The 22,938-nt window shown below is 54.9% G+C and carries 19 protein-coding genes; 7 read left to right on the plus strand and 12 right to left on the minus strand.

Features of this window, described 5'->3' with window-relative positions; translation table 11 throughout:
* Positions 1 to 224 precede the first annotated feature (224 nt).
* A complete protein-coding gene (locus tag KJW29_RS20810) occupies positions 225 to 1,127 on the minus strand; it encodes a LysR family transcriptional regulator (RefSeq protein ID WP_214626011.1) in 903 nt (300 codons plus the stop codon).
* 144 nt (positions 1,128 to 1,271) lie between these two features.
* Here KJW29_RS20810 and KJW29_RS20815 point away from each other — a divergent pair, with 144 nt between their 5' ends.
* Genes KJW29_RS20815 through KJW29_RS20830 form a run of 4 tightly spaced genes read left to right on the plus strand, consistent with a single transcriptional unit; the run spans position 1,272 to position 4,653 of the window.
* A complete protein-coding gene (locus KJW29_RS20815; protein ID WP_214626012.1) occupies positions 1,272 to 2,471 on the plus strand; it encodes an acetyl-CoA C-acetyltransferase in 1,200 nt (399 codons plus the stop codon).
* Complete coding sequence (locus KJW29_RS20820) at positions 2,468 to 3,184, plus strand: CoA transferase subunit A (RefSeq protein WP_246608308.1); 717 nt, start codon at positions 2,468 to 2,470, stop codon at positions 3,182 to 3,184. The genes KJW29_RS20815 and KJW29_RS20820 overlap by 4 nt, the downstream gene beginning before the upstream one ends.
* Entirely contained in the window at positions 3,181 to 3,843 is a 663-nt protein-coding gene (locus KJW29_RS20825) for a 3-oxoacid CoA-transferase subunit B (protein WP_214626013.1), read from the plus strand. The genes KJW29_RS20820 and KJW29_RS20825 overlap by 4 nt, the downstream gene beginning before the upstream one ends.
* A gap of 18 nt (positions 3,844 to 3,861) precedes the next feature.
* Positions 3,862 to 4,653, plus strand: a complete 792-nt coding sequence (locus KJW29_RS20830; RefSeq protein WP_214626014.1) for a 3-hydroxybutyrate dehydrogenase — start codon at positions 3,862 to 3,864, stop codon at positions 4,651 to 4,653.
* 14 nt (positions 4,654 to 4,667) lie between these two features.
* On the opposite strand, the gene KJW29_RS20835 is transcribed toward KJW29_RS20830, so the two are convergent.
* The 8 genes from KJW29_RS20835 to KJW29_RS20870 all read right to left on the minus strand — a co-directional run bounded on the left by KJW29_RS20835 (position 4,668) and on the right by KJW29_RS20870 (position 17,061).
* Entirely contained in the window at positions 4,668 to 6,272 is a 1,605-nt protein-coding gene (locus KJW29_RS20835; RefSeq protein WP_214626015.1) for a response regulator, read from the minus strand.
* Between the two features lie 22 nt (positions 6,273 to 6,294).
* Complete coding sequence (locus tag KJW29_RS20840) at positions 6,295 to 8,082, minus strand: cache domain-containing sensor histidine kinase (protein WP_214626016.1); 1,788 nt, start codon at positions 8,080 to 8,082, stop codon at positions 6,295 to 6,297.
* Complete coding sequence (locus KJW29_RS20845; RefSeq protein WP_214626017.1) at positions 8,079 to 9,413, minus strand: ABC transporter substrate-binding protein; 1,335 nt, start codon at positions 9,411 to 9,413, stop codon at positions 8,079 to 8,081. Before KJW29_RS20845 ends, KJW29_RS20840 begins: the two co-directional genes overlap by 4 nt.
* A gap of 56 nt (positions 9,414 to 9,469) precedes the next feature.
* A complete protein-coding gene (locus KJW29_RS20850; RefSeq protein ID WP_214626018.1) occupies positions 9,470 to 11,233 on the minus strand; it encodes a family 43 glycosylhydrolase in 1,764 nt (587 codons plus the stop codon).
* A 20-nt stretch (positions 11,234 to 11,253) separates the two neighbouring features.
* Complete coding sequence (locus KJW29_RS20855; RefSeq protein WP_214626019.1) at positions 11,254 to 12,087, minus strand: carbohydrate ABC transporter permease; 834 nt, start codon at positions 12,085 to 12,087, stop codon at positions 11,254 to 11,256.
* Position 12,088: 1 nt separating this feature from the next.
* Positions 12,089 to 12,988 carry a carbohydrate ABC transporter permease gene (locus KJW29_RS20860; RefSeq protein WP_214626020.1) on the minus strand — a complete coding sequence of 300 codons (900 nt, stop codon included), beginning with the start codon at positions 12,986 to 12,988 and terminating at the stop codon, positions 12,089 to 12,091.
* 684 nt (positions 12,989 to 13,672) lie between these two features.
* The gene (locus tag KJW29_RS20865; RefSeq protein WP_214626021.1) at positions 13,673 to 14,944 is read right to left on the minus strand and encodes an ABC transporter substrate-binding protein; all 1,272 of its coding nucleotides are present in this window, start codon (positions 14,942 to 14,944) and stop codon (positions 13,673 to 13,675) included.
* Between the two features lie 146 nt (positions 14,945 to 15,090).
* Positions 15,091 to 17,061: a glycoside hydrolase family 43 protein gene (locus KJW29_RS20870; RefSeq protein ID WP_214626022.1), complete on the minus strand. Its 1,971-nt coding sequence runs from the start codon at positions 17,059 to 17,061 to the stop codon at positions 15,091 to 15,093.
* 397 nt (positions 17,062 to 17,458) lie between these two features.
* Between KJW29_RS20870 and KJW29_RS20875 the strand changes: the two genes are divergently transcribed.
* Positions 17,459 to 18,343 (plus strand): pirin family protein, encoded by an 885-nt coding sequence (locus KJW29_RS20875; protein WP_214626023.1) that lies wholly within the window; start codon positions 17,459 to 17,461, stop codon positions 18,341 to 18,343.
* Between the two features lie 607 nt (positions 18,344 to 18,950).
* On the opposite strand, the gene KJW29_RS20880 is transcribed toward KJW29_RS20875, so the two are convergent.
* Positions 18,951 to 20,189 carry an MFS transporter gene (locus KJW29_RS20880; protein WP_214626024.1) on the minus strand — a complete coding sequence of 413 codons (1,239 nt, stop codon included), beginning with the start codon at positions 20,187 to 20,189 and terminating at the stop codon, positions 18,951 to 18,953.
* Positions 20,190 to 20,514: 325 nt separating this feature from the next.
* On the opposite strand from KJW29_RS20880, the gene KJW29_RS20885 reads away from it, so the two are divergent.
* On the plus strand, positions 20,515 to 20,775 hold the full coding sequence (locus tag KJW29_RS20885; RefSeq protein ID WP_187101925.1) for a hypothetical protein: 261 nt from the start codon (positions 20,515 to 20,517) through the stop codon (positions 20,773 to 20,775).
* Positions 20,776 to 20,781: 6 nt separating this feature from the next.
* Here KJW29_RS20885 and KJW29_RS20890 read toward each other — a convergent pair whose 3' ends face one another.
* A complete protein-coding gene (locus tag KJW29_RS20890) occupies positions 20,782 to 21,930 on the minus strand; it encodes an MFS transporter (RefSeq protein ID WP_214626025.1) in 1,149 nt (382 codons plus the stop codon).
* Positions 21,931 to 22,187: 257 nt separating this feature from the next.
* On the opposite strand from KJW29_RS20890, the gene KJW29_RS20895 reads away from it, so the two are divergent.
* Positions 22,188 to 22,388: a DUF378 domain-containing protein gene (locus tag KJW29_RS20895; RefSeq protein WP_214626026.1), complete on the plus strand. Its 201-nt coding sequence runs from the start codon at positions 22,188 to 22,190 to the stop codon at positions 22,386 to 22,388.
* 251 nt (positions 22,389 to 22,639) lie between these two features.
* Here KJW29_RS20895 and KJW29_RS20900 read toward each other — a convergent pair whose 3' ends face one another.
* Positions 22,640 to 22,927, minus strand: a complete 288-nt coding sequence (locus KJW29_RS20900; RefSeq protein ID WP_214626027.1) for a hypothetical protein — start codon at positions 22,925 to 22,927, stop codon at positions 22,640 to 22,642.
* Between the last annotated feature and the right edge of the window lie 11 nt (positions 22,928 to 22,938).

The following is a 22,938-nucleotide window of genomic DNA, read 5'->3' on the forward strand; positions in this document are numbered from 1 at the left end:
CAATTGTCCATGCAGTTACAAGAGTCCTCCATCTTAAATTGCGTGTTCACTAAGTTCGGTTATCAGTACCGAGAAGATTGGATGAAGCTAGGACCTGAGGAGCCGAGCGTAGTGGAAGCTACGTGAGCACCGGAAGGTTCGGCTGAATTCAATATTCGACGTCGAGAAAGCTTTCAAGATTACTTCGTAATGGGAAGCGGACTTTTTGAACAACCTCTTAAAGATTAAGACATCCGCAGGTCCGTTTTTTCGTTCCACTCGCGAATATGCTGCAGCCATGCTCTGGAGGCGTGGGACAAATAATGCTGTCGACTCCAGATGATCGCCAAATCCCATGCGATCGGCGGATCCGTTTCCGCAATAACGCTCACGTTTTCCGGATCGAGTTTCTTCGCCACGGTAGGCGGAAGAAACGCAATTCCGAGCCCTGCGCCTACCATCTCGCCGATAAAATCCCACTGCGAGCTTTCGAAAACGATATCCGGCTCAAAGCCCTCTCGAATACAGGCGTCCCGAACGCGGTCGTACAAGGAGAAACCCTCCTTGAACAAAATAAACGGCTCCTCCCGAAGCTCCGATAACCGAACCAAACGTTCCCTCGCCAGAGGATGGTCCGCATGTACGATAAGCGACAGACGTTCCTTGGCCAAAGGAAAGGCGTCGAACAGCGACTCGTCTACAGGCAGCACGACGGCGCCAAGATCCAGCTTCGCCTCCCGAATTTGCTGTTCCACCACCTTTCCTCCTTCCTCCAGAAGCTGGAGCCGGACGCGCGGGTAGGTTCGACGAAAGTCGGCAATGATAGCAGGGAACAAGCTTGCTCCGATAACGGGCGGTAGCCCAAAAGATATATTTCCTCTCTTCAATTGTTTGCCTTCATTTAGTGACGACTGCAGATCACGGGACATGGCAAGCATCGCACGAGCGTACCGTAAAAAAACATCCCCGTCGTCCGTTAACTGCAGGTGCCGCGTCGAACGGTTAAACAGCACCACGCCTAACTCCTCTTCCATATTCTTGATCGCCTTGCTTAACGCAGGCTGCGAGATATGCAGCTTCTCGGCCGACCTGGAGAAGCTCCCCTGCTCCGCCACCTCAATAAAATAACGTAAATACTGAAGATCCATATGCCATCGCCCTCACCATTTATTCTGTTTTGTAATTAAAGATATGAATTATATCTATTTTACATATAAATAAGTCTTCTTTACAATTAAAACCATCCTAAGAGTCGAAGTTCAGGGCGAATGGAAAGGGAGAGTGAGGCTGGCATGAAAGAACAGGAAGTTATCATTGTAAGCGCTGTCAGGACCGCTATTGGCAAATTTAACGGTCAGTTCAAAGATATAAGCGCTGTCGATCTGGGAGCGGCCGTCATTGCTCCGGCAATCGAACGGTCAGGTCTTTCCGCTACCGACGTACAGGAGGTGTTTATGGGCAACGTGCTGCAGGCGGGACTGGGTCAGAATCCGGCCAGACAAGCGGCGCTCAAAGCGGGACTCCCCGTCAGCGTGCCCGCTACAACGGTCAATCAGGTGTGCGGTTCGGGATTGATGGCGGTACAGCTGGCCTATCGTTCGATTCAAAGCGGCGATGGAGAAATCCTCGTTGCGGGAGGCATGGAAAATATGAGCCGCTCCCCCCATTTGCTGCAAAATTCCCGCTCCGGTCTTCCGATGGGCGACCGGATGATCAAGGACAGCATGATTGTCGACGGATTATGGTGCGCTCAGAACGATGTCCACATGGGGATAACCGCAGAAAATATTTGCGAGGCCTATAGTCTGGAGCGCGAGGAATTGGACCGTTACGCGCATCGCAGTCAGATGAAGGCCGCCTCGGCGGTGGCCGCAGGCCGCTTCCGCGAAGAAATCGTACCTATAGAAATACCGCAGAGCCGGGGCCCCGCTCTCCTAGCCGATCATGACGAATACATTCGTTCCGATACGACGATGGATGCCCTGTCGAAGCTCCGTCCGGCGTTTGCGAAGGACGGAAAGGTAACAGCTGGCAACGCCTCCGGTATCAACGATGGCGCAGCCGCTCTTGTGTTAGCGAGCCGCCGGGAAGTCGAGGCACGCAAGTTGACGCCGTTAGCAACCATCCGATCCTGTGCCGTTGTTGGAGTAGATCCGGCCTTCATGGGGCTTGGACCCATTCCGGCCGCCGAACAGGCACTGGCTAAAGCCGGTCTCTCTATGTCCGATATTAACGTAATTGAAGCCAACGAGGCGTTTGCTTCGCAAGCTTTGGTTTTCGCAAAACATTTCGGGCTGGACGACAGCCGACTAAACGTGGGCGGCGGTGCAATCGCGCTGGGCCATCCTATCGGCGCCAGCGGCGCGCGCATTGTCGTGACGCTGCTGCATGAGATGGCTCGCCGGGAAGCTCGTTACGGCATGGCGGCGTTATGCGTCGGAGGCGGCCAAGGCATTGCCATCATTTTGGAGCGGGGAGTTGAACAACGATGATGCAGAAGAAAGTATGGACCTCGTTTGCAGAGGCCGTTGCCGATATTCATGATGGTGCTACTTTGATGGTCGGCGGATTCGGACTTGTCGGCATTCCCGAAAATCTAATCGCAGCACTTGCCGAACGCGGCGTCAAAAACCTGACCGTCATCTCGAACAATTGCGGCGTCGACGACTGGGGGCTGGGAATTCTGCTGCGCAATCGGCAAATTTCCCGAATCGTGGCCTCCTACGTCGGAGAAAACAAAGAATTCGAGCGCCAAGCCTTGTCGGGAGAAGTGGAGGTCCAATTGCTGCCGCAAGGCACGCTGGCCGAGAAAATCCGGGCCGGAGGAGCAGGCATTCCCGCTTTCTATACGCCTGCCGGAATCGGTACGCCGCTGGAAGAAGGACGCGAACAGCGGGTGTTCGGCGGCAAAGCCTATTTGCTGGAGGAGTCCTTGACTGCGGACTTCAGCCTGATCCGCTCTGCCATAGCCGATCGGGCAGGGAATCTTGCCTACAATCGAACGGCCCGCAACTTCAATCCGTTGATGGCGGCCGCAGGCAGGGTCACTATTGCGGAAACGGAATCGCTGCTGGACGATGGCTACCTGGATCCCGAGCATGTGCATACCCCCGGCATTTATGTACAGGGACTTATCATTGGCAAACAGCAGAAGCGGATCGAGAAGTTAACCGTGTCGCATCCCGAAGGAGGGCACTCTTTATGACCAATACAAACCCACGCATCAAGATGGCGCAGCGCGCCGAAAAGGAAATCGCCGATGGATTTTATGTCAACCTGGGCATCGGCATGCCTACCTTGGTAGCCAATCTCATCTCCGACGGAAAACGCGTATCGCTTCAATCCGAGAACGGGCTTATCGGAATCGGTCCTTACCCCTTGCCGGGGAAGGTAGATCCCGATTTGATCAACGCCGGCAAAGAAACCGTGACTGCCCTGCCGGGCGCCTCTTTTTTCGACAGCGCCGAATCATTTGGCATGATTCGGGGAGGACATATCGATCTGGCCATACTCGGCGGCATGGAAGTGTCCGAAACCGGGGACTTGGCAAACTGGATGATTCCGGGAAAAATCGTCAAAGGCATGGGCGGGGCCATGGATCTTGTTCATGGAGCCAAGAGGATTGTTGTCATGATGGATCATGTCAATAAGGACGGCAAACCCAAAATCCTGCATCGTTGCACGCTTCCGCTTACCGGACAGGGCGTTGTCCATCGCATCATTACGGATCGCGCCGTCATGGATATCACTCCGCAAGGGCTCGTTCTCGTCGAAGCGGCGGCCGGTTTTTCCGTTGACGATATCCAGGCGGCAACCGAACCTCAGCTGGTGGTGTCGGACCATCTCGTTATAGACGCTTATTAATCGGAGGGGGGATTATTCTTGGAAAAAGGACTTCACAATCAAAGTCGCATCGTATTGGTGACGGGAGCGGCCGGCGGCATTGGCCTCGCTATAGGACGCCGCTTCGCCGAGGCAGGCGCCAGGGTTGTATTAACCGACCGTGACGGTTCGTCCGTTAAACAAGCGGCGGCCGAATGGCGCGAAGCCGGATGGCATGCGCTTGGCTTGCCTCTGGATGTAACATCCGAAAGCGAGATCTCGAACGTTATCGAACAGGTTCAGCAAACATGGGGCGGCATTGATATTCTGATCAACAATGCGGGCATGCAGTTTGTATCCCAGGTGGAAGATTTCCCGACCGCGACGTTCGAACGAATGGTCTCCATTATGCTAACCGCTCCGTTTATGCTAATCAAACAAGTTGTTCCAGGCATGAAAAAGCGACGTTTCGGCCGTATTATCAATATCTCGTCCATCAACGGATTGATCGGCTTTGCGGGCAAAGCCGCCTACAACAGCGCTAAGCATGGCGTCATCGGCCTGACCAAAGCCGTCGCGTTGGAAACAGCTCCCTGCGGCATTACCGTCAATGCGCTTTGTCCGGGTTATGTGGATACCGTGCTTGTTCGCAACCAGTTGGCTGATGTGGCGAGAATGCGCGGCATCACGCCCGAGTCGGCGCTGGAGAGCGCGATCTTGCCGCTGGTGCCGCAACGTCGGCTGATCGATATAGCCGAAGTAGCCGAATATGCATGGTATCTGGGCAGCGACCTGGCCCGCGGCATAACCGGCCAAGCCGTTGTCATCGACGGCGGCTACACGGCACAGTAGACGAGAGTTCGCGCCTATCGCCTGCTCCGCACCTCTTCCCGATACTCCTTGGGCGTGACGCCCGCTTCGTTTTTGAAGACGCGGTTGAAGTGGCGAATATTCGAGAAGCCCGTCATCTCCGCGATGCCGAGTATCTTCTCGTCCGTCGATGCCAGCCGCCGCTTCGCTTCCTCCACGCGAAGCTCGGTCAGCCGCTCGACGAATGTCTTGCCTGTACGTTGCTTGTACAGCGTACTGAAGTAGGCCGCATTCAAGAACACCTTGTCGGCGAGATCCTTAAGCGCCAGCGGCTCGTGATAATGTTTCTCCAGGTACCTCTCCGCCAGTTGGATGGGATCGCGCTCCGTCGGCTTGCTTCCTTCCGCGATGCCCGAGGTCAGACTGCCCAGCAGCGTCCGGCATACCTCGATCAGCTCCGTGCTGGATGAGATCGAACATATCTCGACGAGCAGCGTCCGGATATCCTTGTTGCCAAGCCAATCCCGAGTCAATCCAAGCTCTTCCGACAGCTCGTAGCACTGGATAAGCAGCTTGCATATCTGCTGGTGCACAAGCTCCGGCGTCCCCGCCTTGGCGCACAGCTCGCCAATGGTCAGCTCCGCCAATCGCTCGGCTTCGTCTCGCCGCCCTTCGTGGATCGCCTTATCCAGCGACTCCCAGGACCACTTCTTCATCTCCGCCTTGAGGAGATGATTTTGCGCCGCGTTGCGGTAATCGATCACCTTGTCTCCTCCCACGACGAGACGGTACAGCAACGCGATCCCCGCCTCGCGGAACGGCACGGTCATGGACTCGAACCCTTTTACCGGACGTCCGATGCCGATCGTTACGGTCAGATTGGAGAGAGACTTGATTTGTCTTCTAATAGATTCGGCGTGTTCCAGAAGAGCAGCCATATTCGTATCCGGCATGTTTACGAGCGCCGCAACCTCCGACTCCGAGAAAACAAAGCTGAATCCCGGCATCCGGTGATCCAGAATTTCCTGTACGAACTGTTGAATGTAGAGCTGGAACAGCGACGGATCGGATTGCGTATACCGCTCCCGCGCAACCGATTCTTTGTCGAGTTTAATGACCAGGCAATTAAAATAAGGCTCGGACAGCTCGATGCCCAGTTGACTCAGCAAGTCCAGATCCTGTTGCTGCAAGCTGGCGCGCATGATGCCGGCGGACAAAGCGTCGGAAGCCTGCTGACGAAGCTGGCGGTCGTCCTTAACCGCATCCGTAGTCGGCGACGCTTCTCTCGTACGCAGCTCCTCCTTCAACTTATCCAACACGCGCGTCAGCTCTTCGCGCTCCACCGGCTTCATGATGTAATCCTTTGCGCCGCTGCGCATGGATTGCTGCAGGTACGAAAAGTCCTCATATCCGCTGATGACGACGCATTGCAGCTTCGGAAACCGTTCCCTTGCGATCGTCTGCAGTTGGAGACCGTCCATCTTGGGCATCCGAATGTCCGTCAGCAGCACGTCCGGCGTGAGCCGCTGAAGCAGCTCAAGCGCCTCGTAACCATCCTTCGCGTCGCCGACAACCTCCCACTCGGAGTCCCACGAAGCGATCATCGCCCGGAGTCCCCGCCGGAATATCGCCTCGTCATCCACTACAACGATTTTAGGCATTCGTCCATCCTCCCCCGCTGATCTATTGCTCTCCGCCGTCGGTCATGGCCGGCAGCGTCATAATAACCCGAAGCCCTTGATACGGCATGCTCTCGAAGGCCAGACCGTAGGGTTCGCCATAATGCAGTTCGATTCGCCGATGCACGTTCAACAGTCCATTGCCCGTCTTGCCTCCGAGATCCTTGGAATGCTTCAGCCGCTCGCGCAGCATCCGCAGCTCCTCCGTGCCGAGGCCGATGCCGTCGTCCTCCACGACGATCGTCAGCACGCCCTCCGCTTCGCGTCCGGATACTTTGATCCGACCTTCGCCTACCCCCTTGTCGATGCCGTGGTTAATCGCATTTTCGACGATGGGCTGAATAATGAGCGGAATGACCTTGCAGCCAAGCGCCCCTTCGTCGATGTCGGTCTCGAACGCGATGCGTTCGTCGTACCGTATTTTCTGTATGCTCATATATCCGCCCACGTGCACAAGCTCGTCCTCCAAAGTGACGGCTTCCCTCCGGCTGCTCAGGCTATAGCGCAGCAGCTTGCCGAGATTGTTCGCCATCGTCACGATTTCCCGGTTCCCCTCAAGCTCGGCGTACATGCTGATAGAGCCCAGAGTATTGTACAGAAAGTGCGGATTGATCTTGCTCTGCAGCGCGGCTATCTGGGCATCCTTCTCCCTTATCTCCGTTTCGTAGAGCAGATAACCAAGCTCGCTCAGCTTGGACACCATCGTATTAAACGTGCTCCCCAGCTGGCCGACCTCGTCGGCCGACGTGACGGGGAACGAGACGTTGAGTTCGCCTTGCTCGACCTTTCGCATCAACCGGCTCAGCTTGCGCAGCGGCAGCGTTATACGAAACGCGAGAAAGACGGAGATCAGCATCGCCAGTCCGATGCAGATAAAACCCGCAAGCGCGATGGAATTGCGGACGAAAAGACTGTCCTTCATCAGCTCCCGGACCGGAACGGCGCTTACCGTCGTCCAGCCCGTTACGTCCGAGGTTACATATGCGACTAGCAGCTTCTCCGTATCTCCGCCGTCAATATGAAGCATCCCTTCCCCTTGCGGGGAGCCGAGATCCGCGATTGCCGGCGCTTCGTCCCGCGTAATGACCGGCTGGCCGCCTCCGTCAACGATATACATGGACTCCTTGCGGACGGGGTCGGCTTGCAGCAATATTTTGCGGACGGAGGCCGGGTCGATATCCAGCACGATATAACCCAGCGTCTCGCCGGTATCGAAGCTGCGAAGCTCGCGGGCGATCGAGAACACCTCATACGACATGCCGCTCGTCGCCTGCACCTCGTGCGTCGTGATAAAGGTCGGCTGCCCGAAACGCTCCTTGGCCTTCATGAGCCACTCGGCGCTTTCATCCAGCTTATACGTCGTCACATATTGGCTCTCGGGGAGTACGACGTACGAGGCCCCTTTCTCCCCGAACAACGAGATGCCCATTATATCGATTCGGCCATTGATAAAGATCGACGAAACGAATTGGTTGAGCGCCTCGATCTCCTTCAATTCCAATCTCTGTCCAAGCGTCCGCCGCGAGCTGATAAAGCTCATGATATCCTTATTGGAGTAGGGGGACAGCGTCAATCGGTTTAATTCGTTCATATACGTGTCGATGTTAAGCGTAATCTGCTTGACGGTCTGCAGTTGATAGCTGCCGACGTTTTTCTCCATCGCCTTCTCAAAGCTGCCGAATGTATAAAGTCCCATTGCGGCCAGCGGAACAAGCACCAGCAGACAGTTGATCCAGATCAGCTTGCGCGCCAGCTCCTGGTTCCGGAATCCTTGCGTCAGCTTCCGGATCATTCCGCATTCTCCTCATGTCCGCTCGCCAGTGCATTTACCTTCCTAACCGCATTCTCAAGCGTCTGCTTAGGCGTCTGCTCCTTGTAGTTCATCTTCTCGAACTCCTGAATTAACAATTCGATCGCGGACCATTGCTTTACATGCCGCGGCCAATAAGCGACATAATTGGCGACGGCGGCATAATCGCCCCGATATTCCTGGTCGGTAAACGCCTTGCTCTCCACGACCTTCGTCATGCTGGGCACATGACCGGCCTGCGCCCAAAGTTCGCCGTGCTCGACCATCCACTTCGAGAAGGTCAATGCCGCTCGGCGTTTTTCCTCCGTCATGCCGTGTTTGGTCGGAATCGCCAGCGTATGCGAATCTCCCCAGGCCGCGGAATGATCGTATAGAACGGGGAGCGGCACGACGCCGAAATCAAGTGACTCCGCATGCTCGAAGGCTCCTGTTCCCCACATGCCGAGCATGATGACGGCAGCCTTGCCATCGCGAAACAATTTGAAGGAATCGTTGATATCCGGCGGAATTAAACCCGTTGCATATAGATGGTTGACGTACTCCAGCGCCTCCAGCGCCTTGGCGTTGTCGAACCTGGCCTGTTTGCCGGATTCGCTGTAGAACGCCCCTCCTCCGTCCATCTGATTGTACAGGCTCCACCAGAACCAGACGGAATCGATCCGCGTACTCGGCATCGCAAGCGGCGCCACATCGGAAGCTGCAGCAGCGCGAATACGCTCCAGAAATGCCGCGAAGCCTTCGGGTCCCGGATCGATGACCGGCCTCCCGGTCGCTTCGTCAAGGACGCCGGCCGCTCGCAAATGCGACTTATTGTAATACATAACGAGCGCGTGCGTATCCAGCGGAACGCCATAGGAGCTCCCGTCATATTCCGTTGCTTTGCGAATATGGGGGGTGAAGTCGTTCCAGTCAAGACCGACCTCCCGGGCCGACTCCGTCAGATCCTCGATATAACCATTCTGGACGAATTGCGGCATGCTCGTCGTATGAATGATCGCGACATCGGGCGCATTGCCGGCCAGTATCGCCGTTCGGAGGCGCGAATAATAATCATCGAGCCTGGTGTTGGTCTGCACGATTCTAATGTCGTCCTGCTGGGCGTTGAACTGCTCCACCATCTCGGTCATAAACTGGTTGTCGCCGCCGCTGAAGGGGGTCCAGTAATCCAGGCGGATCACGTCGCGCTTGGGCTCGGGCTGCGGAGAAGGCGCCTCGTTCCGCGCGCAGCCTGCCAACGTCCCCGCGAGCAAACCTCCCGCAAGCAGACATGCCGCAAGCCTTCGCCAATCTATTTTTGAACCCGCAGATCTCATCCCTTCGAACCCCTTTCGGCTGTGGCAGCTCCTGATTGTACGCGTCTGTTTTACCGCTATCGCACGATATCGATATAATCAATAGATACCCCGTCCGAGGCAGGCTTTAGTGTAATCGAATTGGCGCCCTTCCGCAACTTCAGCCGGAGCTCGGCAACAGTGTATTCGCTGCGGGCAGTCGGCGGCAACCGCACGGTCTCCTTCTTGCTGCCCGATGTCTCCACATGCAGGGCAATCTCGCTTGACGATGGATTGTTTGCCGCGATCCGCAGCGTATATGGAGCCGTCTCCGGTACAATGACCGAATCGAACGCAAGCTTGCCGCCCTCGCCCTTCATGACCCCTGTGCCCGAAGCGAACGGATTATCTTCGGCAGCCATGCCTTCGCCGCCCTGCGCGTACTCCGCTTCATAACGCGGAATTTCCAGCGCGGTCACGCGAACGCCTGCCGGCAGCTCTCCATCCGGACCGGTCGCGACCACGCTGCGGCTCCCCTCCGCAAAGCCGATAACGGCGTAGACATAGCCGGTCTCATCGCCTGCAAGCGCCGGCAGAGCGACTTCGACCGGCTCGCCGCCGGGCGCTTCCAACTGCAAGGCCGCGTCTGTGCCGGTCGCATTGCGATAATGCAGCAGCAATGGCGCTTGCCGAGCGGCTCCGGTACCCAGCGGCAAGCTGTCGAAGAGCAGACCGCCGCCTTCCGCCGTTCCCGCGTGTTCGGCCAGGAAAATACCGCTGCCGGAAGGAACCGGAATCGCGGTATCCGTAGACAACGGCTTCCCGAAGCTCGGCAATCCATTCTCGCCCCATAACACGAGCTGCGCGCGCGCCCTCCGATTATTCCAGCCGTCGGCAATGCCGCTCGTCGCATGGTACACGATCCAATCCTCCGTGCCGTCGGGCGACTTCACGAACGAGTTGTGCCCCGGGCCGTACACGCCGGCTTCGTCGTCCATCGCCATAAGCGGCAGCGCGGATTTCTCCCAATCCGCCGGATCCAGAGGATTCCCGCCGGGCGCCAGCGCCAGAATCCCGATGCTGTAATGCGGCGTCCAGCTGCCCGCTCCCGAATACGCAAGGAACACGCGTCCGTCTTTGCTCAGAATCGCCTGTCCCTCGTTGATGTAAGGAGGTCCTCCCGCCCGCTCCCACTCCAGATCGGGAGCGCTCAGGAGCACGCGAGGACCGCTGATCGTCAGCGGATCGCTCATCGGAGCGATATAGGTGTTCTGCGCGATGTTGACGTCGGCCTCCCAGCCTGACCATACAAAGTACAGCTTCTCTTCATGCTCCATGACGAGACCGTCTATCGCCCAGCGATTGGATTCATCCGTAATTTGTCCCTTGAAGGTATATTCTCCCATAGGATCATCGGTATCCGCCTCCAGCGCGTACATCCGATGATTTTCGTTCGCCCCGTCGTCGGCCGCGAAGTAGATATACCACTTGCCGCGTATATATTGAATCTCCGGGGCCCATAAGTTGGCGGAATAGGCGGTGTCGACCGGCGGATACCAGACCACCTTGCGCTCCGCATGCTTAAAGTCCAGCGTGCGCGACTTCATGACCATGACGTCCGCGCCGTTATGCGTAAACGTCATATAATAGAAGCCGTCTTTGTAGACCACGCTGGGATCCGGCGTATCCATCCCGGAGATCGCGTTCTTGAATGTCCCTCCATGCCCCGCGTACGGGACCGTTTCTTCATCATTACCGTTCATCCACCCGTTCACCGTCCCTATCCAAATAGCGGCAAGGGCGGTCAGCAAGACCGCCCCCAGCCCGAAGTATATGCTCTTCGATCCCCGTCTTCCACCCATCCGCATACTCTCTCCTTCCCTTATTTCACGCCGGCTTGCGTAATCGCCCTGACGAACGAACGTTGTCCCAAAATAAATACGATCAGAACAGGCAGCGTCGCAATCGTCGTCATCGCCATCAGCTTGCCGTACGCCTGCGTGTAGCTGCCCTGCGCCATCAGAGCGATACCGGCCGTAATGGTCCGCATCTCCGGCGAAGTTGTCGCGTACAGCGGCCACACGAAGTCGTTGTATATTCCCATAAAGGTGAAGATGCCAAGCGTGACCATAATGGAAACGGACGCAGGCAGCAGAATGCGGGAATAGATCTGCCACTTGTTCGCCCCGTCAATGCGGGCCGCCTCCTCGATCTCCTTGGGGAAGGAGATAAAAAATTGATAAAGCAGGAAGACGCCGAAAGCGCCCGCGGTATAAGGCAAGATCAGTGCCGAATACGTATTGATCAGTCCCAGCGCGTTGAATTCCATATACATCGGCAAAAACGTCAGCACGCCCGGGATCATAAGCGATGCGACAAACATCGCAAACAGCGTTCGCTTGAACGGCAAGTCGGACAGACGAGCGAGCGCGAATGCGGCCATGGAGTCAATCAGCAGCACGATCGCCGTGCCGATAACGCCCACCGACAGAGAGTTTGTAATCCAGCGTACGATCGGCACGTTCATCAGCTCGCCGGACAGTCCTTCTATATAATTTTCGATAGTCGGCTTCTTCGGGATAAAGTTCATCTGTCCGGCCAGCGCCTCGAAGTCGTTCTTGAACGAGGTCGAGAGCATCCAGACGAGGGGAAGCAAAAAGATGGCCGCGATGACGGTCGCCAGCAGTATCAATAATAGCTTGCGCGTTCCTTTCATCCTAGACGCCACTCTCCTTTCTTCCGTAAGTCAGTCTGTATTGCACGACCGAAATGATCATGATGAGCAGCGCCATTATAATGGCCATCGCGGACGCGCTGCCGATTTCCTTGCGAATGAAGGCCTGATCCAGCACGTTCATCAGGAGCACCTTCGTGGAATCGCCCGGCCCCCCGCGCGTAAGCAGGAATGGCTGCGCATAGACGTTAAACGAAGCGATCGTCGAAGTAATCATGACGAACAGCATGACGGGACGAATCGACGGCAATGTAATGTAAGCGAACTTGCTCCATACGGTCGCTCCGTCTATGGATGCGGCTTCATAATAGTCCTCGGGCACTTCGTTAAGCGCGTTAATGAAAATAATCATATTAAAACCGATCGTCCACCACAGCGTCGTCGCGATTAGCGATACCCATGCCCAGGGCGTATCCGTCAGCCACGGAATCGTATCAAAGCCCAGCTTCATCAGCATGCTGTTAATCAATCCGGCGTTCGTGTCGAACATCATGAGCCAAATCACCGCCATAACGGATGCGGAGATGGCGTAAGGCATGAAGTAGAAAGTGCGGAACAGCCCGCGTATGCGGCCCGGCAAAACGTTGACGAGCATCGCGAGCCCCAGCCCCACCGCGATAAGCAGCGGCACGGAAAACAGCACGAACTGGGCCGTTGCCCAGAGGCCTCGGAGGAAGACGCTGTTTTCGTAAGTTCCTCCCGAAAAAATCGCGATATAGTTGGCAAGCCCGACGAACGGATGCTCCTCGGACAACAATTCGAAGTCATGTAAGCTGATATAGATGCCGTACCCGATCGGGAACAGCAGGAACATGGCGAAGCATATCGTATACGGCAGTGCGAATAAAGCAGACGTTAACCTGGACGTCCAGGACGTTCTCATAAATGCAATCCCTCCAACGTTACTGACATGTATCTCGCGCGAACAAGGTGAAACGGCTGTCGCCGTCCTTTGGCAGAGCAGCCCGTTTCATTCCGAGAATTATAGGTCAAGTATGGTCCAATGCAAGTTCGAAAACTTACGTTTATGTGGTAAGAAAAACGGCTGACAGCGTCCTTTCGCAAACACACATGCTGCATGTACGTTTTAATAAAGGGAAAAACTCCCTTTAATTGACTACCCTGTTGTCGCTGCGATGTTTTTTGAGGGAAATTGTCCCCCTAATTCAAGCAGAATGATGGGCAAACGCCAATTGGATGGATATTAGAGGGAAGATTTCCTCTTAAAGTAGTGAAATTACATTTATAAGCGAGAATAGTGGGCGATTTTCCCTTTATTTTCTGCACGACTGATGATTGCAGCGTCCTTCTAAAAACCACCATAAAGCTCCGCCACAGCCCCGGTACGGAAACGACTCTTTCACATTAAAAGACATTTTCTTTCCGAAGAAACGTGTGGAGTGAGTAAGAGGCTATTCCAGGATGAGCGACCGCGTTTAGATGCAGGTTTTATCGCCACTAAGAAATCCGTTTTCGAGGACCGAAAACGGATATTTTCTTATGCGGTAAAAAAAGGACGGAGCCGCCCTTGCCTCCGCTCCGTCCTTTCCGCTTTCGGTCGTCCGTCTTACTTGCCGATCGCTTGCTTGGACTTCGCCGCCGCGTCGTCCATCGCCTTCTGGGCATCCTTCTTGCCCAGCAGCGCGTTGTTCAGCTCGCCCCAGATCGGCTCGGAAATCGTCGGCCAATTAAGCACGTTCGGCGCGAATTGCACGTAAGAGAAGCTATCCGCGATCGCGCTTTGCGGCAGCGCCTTGAATTCGGCGCTCTCGATCATCGGCTTGGCGGCAAGCGCCTGACCGGATTCCGCCCACTCCAGCGAATTGGAGGAAACATACTTGAGGAATTCGCCAATGCCGGCGATAATTCCCTCGTCCTTTACGTCTTTCGGAATTGCGAAGTTATGAGAACCGCCAAACACGGCTTGCTTCGCCTTGCCGATTTGCGGCACAGGCGCGACGCCATAATTGAGACCTGCTTCGTCGAATTGCGATTTCATCCATGGACCGTTGAGTTGAATGGCGTTTTTGCCTTGCAGGAACAAGGTGTTCTCTCCATCCTGCTGTACATTGCCCGGCGATACGCCCTTGTCGACCATTCCGCGCAGCCACTCAATCATTTCCACCGCTTCAGGCGAATTATACGCGACATCGGTACCGTTCCACAGCTCGCCGCCGTTCTGCCAGACAAGTGTCGGGAAGATAAATTGCTGCGGCCAGAGCGTAGGGACGACATAGCCGTAAACGCCCTTGTCCTTGTTCGTTACCTTTTCGACCGCCGCGTCGAATTCCTCGCGATTCGTCGGAGGGCTTGTGATGCCTGCGGCTTCCAGCAGGTCCTTGTTGTAATACATAACAAGCGGGTGAATGTCGAGCGGAATGCCGTACAGTTTGTCTTCGATCGTCGCGTAGTTGACCGCGGCTTCCACGTAGTCCGTCTTATTAATGCCGGCAGCTCCCGCCAGCGTATCCATCTCCTGCAGTTGTCCCTTGCTCACGTAAGTCGGAATTTGATCCAGATGCATGATCATCAGATCCGGACGTTCCTTGCCCGTGCTGAGCGCCACGTCAAGCTGCTTGTAGTATTCCCCGTTGGGCTGGATAACGAAGTTGATCTTGTAGCTGTCCTGGGAAGCGTTGTATTTGTCGACGATCTCCTTCATGAACGGGCCGTCTGCTCCGGAGAACGGCGTCCAGAACAAGAACTCGGTTTTCTTGCCCTTGCCGTCGCCTCCCGAAGCGCTCCCCGTTTTGCCTCCGGCATCGCCGCCATTGCTGCAGCCCGTTGCGACCATTGCGAATACCGTCAGTACGGATAACCAAGTTGTAGCTTTTTTCATCCTTTCGTTTCCCCCTTGTAGATGATTCTCCCAATGAAACTTGCTGCGCCTCCAAAGGACAGTGCGGCCGTTTCACCTTGGTTCCCATCATACCTTTGCGGGGAAGGCGAAAAAATGTCTTCTTTTTGTATTCTATGGACAATTTTTTAGGATCCCAGCGCCGTCCATTCCAATTGGCTCCATATGATCTTGCGTTCCGAGGACACCGCGATCGACCGCCATGTTTCCCCTTGTACGGACTCGGATAACACAGTCTCGCCGTCCAAGCTGATGTGCAGACGTTGTCCCGCATGGCGGATAAACCACGTGCAGCCTCCGACAATCGAATTGTCTTGGAGGATGACGGAGCGGACCTCGCCATTCGCCGAAACAAGCGACAGCTCGAGCTTAGCGGTCCCCCCCTCCAGCTCGAAGCGGCAGGTTGTCGCCTCTTCTGGGAACGGGTTGTTAAGACGGAGAGTCGTTATTCCTGCGGTCGGGCAGCCGGTCAACGCCGTTCCTGCCGCGCTCCAATCGCCGGCCTTCACTTCGCAAGCAGACAAGCAAGCCGCCGCCCCAGTCTCCAGAAACGACAAGAAACCTGTTAACGAAATGCCGGCAAAGCAGGCGGCCGTGTAGTGAGTGACGAGACCGTATCGCTGAACTGGAGAAGCGCAGGAGGCGGACAACGTCTGCACCCCGTCCAGCTCCACCATGACGGCGTTTCCTGATGTACGAATCACTACCTGATGGTATACGTCGAATCGGAATCCGACCGGAAGAACGCGGCTTCGCTGCTCCAGCCTAATGCCGCGCACCGTCTCGTAGATGCCGATCGTCCGTTTGCCCGCGTCGAACAGCACCTCGATGCGGCTTGCCTCGTCCCCTGCTTGCAGCGCGGCACCGTACAAACCTCCCATGTGGCTCCGCTCCCAGCGTACGTTCAGTTCGAAAAGCGCATGGGCATAGGAGGGCTCGACAAATGCCCGGCTAATGCCGAACTGGCTTGCTTGAAGCAGGCTGCCCCCGTTAATCCGCCATTCTCCTCCATCGGTTGTCCAGCCGCTCCCGATCTCATCGCCTTCTGCCGTATCCTTACGATCGAACAGATCCCTGAACGCGGGCATCGCGGGCGCGGGCACTTCCTCCCAGCTCGGTCCCGGCACCATCATTCTGTCCCCATGCCACAGCAGCGGATCCATCCGCAGCTGTCTTCGTTCTTTCTCGTCCGCCGCATCATCCCCGCGTACTTCGCGCCCATGATAAACGATCCAGTCGTCGACGTTGTTCGGCGCCTTTGCGACGCTATTATGGCCAACGCCTTCCACCTTTTCGTTCTTCCTTAGCAGCGGCTCGTAGGTGTCGTCGTCCGGATGCTTGCTCCACTCGAGCTCCGTCAACGAATGATCCGCCGCATGATCCGCCGTGCTGTATCCGACATAATAATACGGACTGGTATAAGCGTTGCCGCTATACATAACGTAATGTTTTGCGCCTCTTCTCAGATGAAAAGCGCCTTCAATCGTATGCCAGTTCCTTCCATCGCCGAAGCGATTTACGGCAAATACCTCTTCGTCCAGCGTAGGCCTGACGATCAGCTTCGGCTTGCCCTCCGGCGTTAAGGGATCCAGCAGCCTGTCCGCCAGAATAACCGTCCCCGCCCGATGAGCATCGATACCGTAAGTTTCGTTTGTAGAATAGAACAAGACGAAACCTCCGTCCGTATCGCGCACGACATGCGCATCGATAGAGAACGTATCGAACAACGTCTTCCGATATTCGAACGGGCCTTCCGGACTCTCAGATACCGCGACCCGCATGAACTGTTGATGAACGTCGTCTCCCCCGCTTGGCATATTAGAAACATAAAGATAGAATTGTCCATTATCGTACATGACGGCAGGAGCCCAATAACCGCTGCGTCCCTCTTCCTGATAGGCGAATCCTTGGAAGGTCCACGTCTTCATATCCTTGGAAGTCAGCAAGGAAACACCGGCCTCGGCGGTCGCATACGCATAATATTTTCCATTCCACTTGAGCACGTACGGGTCAGGATGATAAGCGGGAGCAGACGATGCTGCGGAATCTCTCAAGCTCTCGTCTTTAACGACGAGCGGCGGATTGGTATACATGTTCATAATGGTATAATTCCTCCATTTATAATAAGTTAGGTTTAAGCTTATTATAGCGGACTGGACGGGGCTTGGAGGTGAACGCTTTTTTGGACGTTATGGACATATTTACAGGTCATGCCAGCGGTTGTGTAGATTCGTCCATATTTATCAACAAAACCACCTGAAGGTGATTAAAAATACAAAAACGTCCAGTCATTCCCTGCCTATCGGACATAGATGACATACACGACCTTATTAGGCATCATCATCGCGCAAATTGACTCCATTACGCCCCAATAGCGGCTTTCCTGTCTGTTAGATCATCCTTTCCTATGATGGTTGACAACAACCTTAAGGCGTGATATCTTTAATTCAAGATAATTAACATTAAGATTAAATGCCAACAAGGAGCGTGTTCTACATGACAACGACTTATAGACCTATCGACAGTGTTCGCAGCGGCGCGCCATTCCATATGGTCGGCGACGGCTTCCGCGTATCCAACTACTTCCCTTCCGGCAATGAGCTCGGCGAGCGGATCAGTCCCTTTATTCTGCTCGATTACAACGCGCCTTACCATTTCCCTCCAAGCGATTCTGCCAGAGGCGTCGGCGCGCATCCCCACAGGGGTTTCGAGACAGTCTCTATTGCATACGAGGGGTATGTAGAGCATCACGATAACCATGGCAATCACGGCATCATCGGTCCCGGGGATGTCCAGTGGATGACGGCAGGCTCCGGCTTGCTGCATAAGGAATACCACGAGCGAGAATTCGCCAAACGCGGAGGCGTGTTCCACTTTATCCAGCTTTGGGTCAACCTTCCGCGCGAACACAAGATGCATCCTCCAAGATATCAGGAGCTGCTGAAAGCGAATATGGGCCGGGTCGCCCTGCCGAATGACGGCGGAGAGGTTCGCATTATTGCAGGCGAATACGAAGGCACGCGCGGTCCCGCGGAGACCTTTTCGCCGATCACTTTGTTCGACATCGCCTTTAAGTCAGGCGGCATCGCCGGATTCGAGTTGCCGGCGGGCTACAATACGGGAGCTATCATCCTGCGCGGCAGCGCCAAAGTGAACGGCGAGCGTGAGGTCGGCGAAGGCGCGTTCGTGTTGTTCGACAATGCCGAAGGCCGCATAACCTTCGAAGCCTTGAGCGACGACACGCTAGTGCTCGTGCTGGGCGGAGAGCCTATCGACGAGCCGATGTTCCAATACGGGCCGTTTGTTATGAACACGCGCGAAGAAGTCATTCAAGCCTACGCAGACTTCCAGGCAGGCAAAATGGGCAATGCCGATTTCTAATCGCAAGGTCCTCCATTACAGAAAGAAGAGCCGTCTAAAGGTTTTCGCATGATATCCTGCCGTCCCGAACATCCCGATTTATACGTAAAAGGACCTCGAATTCCACTGTAAAGTGGATGAGGTCCTCTTTCTCAAGGTGAAACGGCTATGCCGTCCTTTGGCGGCGCGGCTCGTTTCGAGAAAATAATTCTCTATCGAGGCCGTTCGAGGATGAGCGTCCGCGTTTAGAGGAAGATTTGTCGCCAAAAAAGGGAAACGTGTCGCTCTTGTCTGTTCGATCACCCTTCTCTCGGAATAAGTAGAAAAACGCCCTCTAATATCCCCATCTACGCCCTTGCTTGCGCTTTAGAGGGAATTCCTACCACTAATCCAGGTCGAAAAGCTGAATTCGGGCAGAATCCCCCCGAAGAAAGGGTGTTTTTCCCTCTAAATCCAGTCGATATTCCGTTTCATCCAGATTAAAGGGAGCTTTTCCATCTATTTTCCGATGCGGTATACGATTGGCCTCACCTCGCGCTTGCTGCTTCGGTGAAGATACCTCCATCGAAGTCTCCCGGGAAGAACAATCGCGCTATCTTCCTTTCGAGGCTTTGGATACACCCCTTCATTACTCTGCAGAACTCGCGGCCGACTCCGACTCCCGCTCCGGCACATGCAGACGTTTGGATAGAACAAACAATACAACACCTGTTAGTACCGTTACGATTCCGCAGCCGAGGAACCAGCTCTGGATGCCGTACTTGTCCACGATCGGTCCCGCCATGAGCAGGCCGATCGGCGAGGACAACAGCATGATGCTCGTTACCAGCGAGATCACCCTTCCCAGCATCGCCGGATCATAAGCGCGTTGAATCATCGCCATATACGGTCCGTTAAAGAATGGGGCAGCCGCTCCCATGAGGAAGGAGAGGATGACGAAAACGACAAAAGCCTCCCGGCTGATTACTCCGCTTGCCACGCAGGTGACGCCCATCACGACCATACTCATAACGATATAGGAGATGTCCTTCCATCTGGAGGCGACAACGGATAACAGCAATCCGCCTATGATCATTCCCGCCGAGAAAACGGCCTCCACAAGGCTGGCGCTGTATCCGCCGCGTCCGAAGTGGGACAATGTCATAAACGGGAACAACGTGCCGAGAGGCATAAACGCAATCGAGAACACCGCGGTAGCCACCGTAATAATGACCACCGGCTTCACTTGTATAAAGGTTTGCCAACCCAGCTTGAACTCTGCCAGGAACTGCGGTCTCTCCGCCGCCTCGGACTTCGGTTGGGGAATCTTCACGAGCATCAGCATGATGTTGGCGATCAATGCGCCAGCCACGTCCAGTAGCAACACGGCTCCAAGCGAGGTTGCGGAATATACCGCGATGCCAAGCGCGGGGCCGAGCACGGTCGAGGCCGAGAACACCATTTGCTGCCAGCCTGCCACGCGAGTCAGTTGATCCGGCGGCGCGATCAGCGGTATAGCCGCCTGGAACGCAGGCGCGTGGAAGGACGAAGCGATGGAGCGCGCCATCAGAACAAGATAGACGAAACCTAGTCCGGGCTCGCCGAAATAATAATACAAACCTAATGCAAGACTGAACAGCGCAATCGCTCCGTCAGCTGCGATCATCGTAAGTTTCCGGTTCCATCTGTCGAGCCAGACGCCGATAAACGGTCCGAGCAGCGCTTGCGGCAGAAAACCGACGAGGCTCGCGATCATGAGCACGACGGCGGATTGCGTCGTCTCCGTCAGATGCCAAATAATCGAGAATTGTACCATCGAAGTGGTAAGAATCGAGAAGAGCTGTCCGCTAAAGATGAAGGCGAACTTTTTTTTCCAATCGGTATACATGGAGAGATTCCTCCTTCTTTTCTGGGCTTGGGCATGGCCGTATGAACCATCTCGTTACCTTAACCTCAAGAAATGGATTCCCCAAAAAAGCATATCCAGCACCTCCATACGCTGCCGCTTGGCCCGGTATCGGGGCGAGGCACGCGAATGAAAACATTCTATCAAGCGTGGCCTGGAGGATCAAGGTATTAAATGTCTTAATCTAATTCTTACATAAATTTGATCTTTTTAAAGCATTCCTTTAACAATCGTTTGTTAAAGTTGGATTTGTAAAACGATTTCCCGAACGGGAACAAATCCATGGCGACGAAGGAGATTAATAATCATGTCAGCTCAAGCTGAGCCCGCTATTATGTATACGCCCCGGTTATGCGACAACGAAACGATTGCCAACAAGCTCATCTACCGTATTAGGCAGCATCAACTGTCCCCCGCCGAGCTGGACGGTCTTCAGGCACGCTGCAGAAGCGAGCTGCGCCAATTGCAGCAGGAGCTGGACGGCCTGTTGAACGAGCTGAGGTCTGTCTTGAGAGAAGAAAGCGACATCTCAACGCACCATTACGAACGTTACGAACGAAGCGCTTAACCCCCTTCAAGCTCCCACCTTTGGAAGTTTCGAATGCTCCTGCTTGACTCTCGTGTAAAAAAGCGCCGAAGAAGCGCATAACAAGAACAGTACGATATACAGGAACGTGACGCCGCGAAGCTCCACGATCTGCCCTCCGATCAAGTTGCCCGCGATTCCTCCGAGCCCCCAGGTTACCGCCGCGTACAAGGTCTGATAGGTCGCCTTCGTTCTGGCGCCGGCAAGACTATCCACAAACTCCACCGCCACGCCGGCGAAGAAGGCGAAGGCGATTCCGTCCAACAACTGCGTAGCCAGCGTCATGTACACGTTGCTGGTCAGAAACAGAATGAGGTACTTCAGCGCATACAACGATGCCGCTGCCGCGAGCAGCAGCGACTTTCCGAACTTGTTCCCCAGCTTGGCTGCCCACCAGAACATAGGGACCTCGATGAGCGCGGCCAGCGCTATCGCCGTTCCCAAAAGCCGCTTGTCGAAACCGTGTTCGTCGAAGTATAGCGGCAAAAAAGTCGCGCTCGCCGTGACCGCCAGCATAGTCATGAAGGAAACGAGACAGAAGAACAGGAAGGTTCGGTTCCTCACCACGTCCCCCAGTTGCTGGAATACGCTAATACGCGCCGAGTTCGTATGGGTCACGGGCAGCAAAAACACGATCGCCGCAGTCGGAATTGCAAGCAGCGCGTACATAAGGAATACATGATCGTACCCGTGTTTCTCGTAATAAAATCCCACCGCAAATGCTCCGATGGCATAACTGAGCGCTCCCCACAGCCGTACGTTGCCGAACGCGAAGCCCTGCGTTCTGCCAATCTGGACGGCGGCCGCATCACTCATAGACGGTAGCGAAGACTGGAACCAGGCGAAGAGAAGCGATACCGCTACGATAGCCCCGAACGCATTCGACGTATAAAACAGCAGGCCTGAAGCCGGCGTTATAAGCACGAGCAGGAAGAGCAGAACTTTGGTACGCTGGAGCCTGTCGTTAAGCAGTCCCATTACAGGCTGCGCAATGACGCCTACGAATGCCCATAAAGATAGAATATATCCAATCGTGGAAGGGCTGAAGCCGCGATCATGAAAGTGCAGACTCGTATAGGGCAGCAGAACGCTGGACATCAGGTACATAAGGAAGTAATAAGAGGATACGATTCTCACTGGGAACGCCTTCTTCATGATGTATTTGAATTTTCCGATCAATATTATGTAGGAAATATCCAATTCATTGTACTATGATTTTAACGTCAACCCAATAAACAAAATCTCGGCTCGAAATCGGTTCCTCCGGCGAATTGTGCATAATCCATAGCATTAGCTCATAACATTGTATGGATTAACCAAGATTCGGAGTGAAAGAACCCCCGGTCCCTCCCAGCCGGGCTCTCTCACGACCGTCCCAAGGAGGCAGTATTCGTATGAAGACGCTCAACCTTATTAGCTTGGTTTTAGTCATTATTGGAGGGCTGAATTGGCTGTCCGTCGGCTTGTTCGAGTACGATGTCGTCAGCGAGCTGTTCGGCGGCCAGGCCGAGATCGGCTCGAAGATCGTATACATCGTCGTCGGCGTGGCGGCGCTATATTCCATTTCGCTGCTTCCCAAAGCTGCCAAGGATTGAGGGCTCCCCTCCGGTCTCCGCCAAGAGGAAGCTCCGTTCCTGCAGTCCATGATCCATAGACAATTGTGAAAGCACTGCATCCAAATAAAAGGCGATGCTCAGGACAGTTCCTGACATCGCCTTTATTGTTAGTCCCTGGGCCCGTCGGACTTGTCCCCGACCCGGCACCCGTGTCGACAACAAAAAACGACGTTGCGGTCCGGACTTTCATCCTTCAAGCAACGTCGTTGGATCTACGCAGGTGTATACGTTTACAATTTGGACTTCATATCCATGAGATATTTGACTACTACGGCAAGTGCGCCCAAGTAATAACCGACAAGGACGACCCAGCCCGTCACATCCATGGCTGCAAGCCCGGCAAGCATGAAGAGCGGAAGCACGTAATACACCATATCCTTCAGGTAGCCCAGCACAAGCTCATGAGAGAGTTTGCCTCCCGACATCGATTTGAACAGCCCGATTACCAGATCGAGCGCCATCGAACCCATTACGACCCACATCGCGACTTCCATCCAATGAGTAAGCGTACCAAACATTTTGCATCACC

It is taken from the genome of Paenibacillus agaridevorans (genome assembly GCF_018604145.1).
GTDB classification, from domain to species: Bacteria; Bacillota; Bacilli; order Paenibacillales; family Paenibacillaceae; genus Pristimantibacillus; species Pristimantibacillus agaridevorans.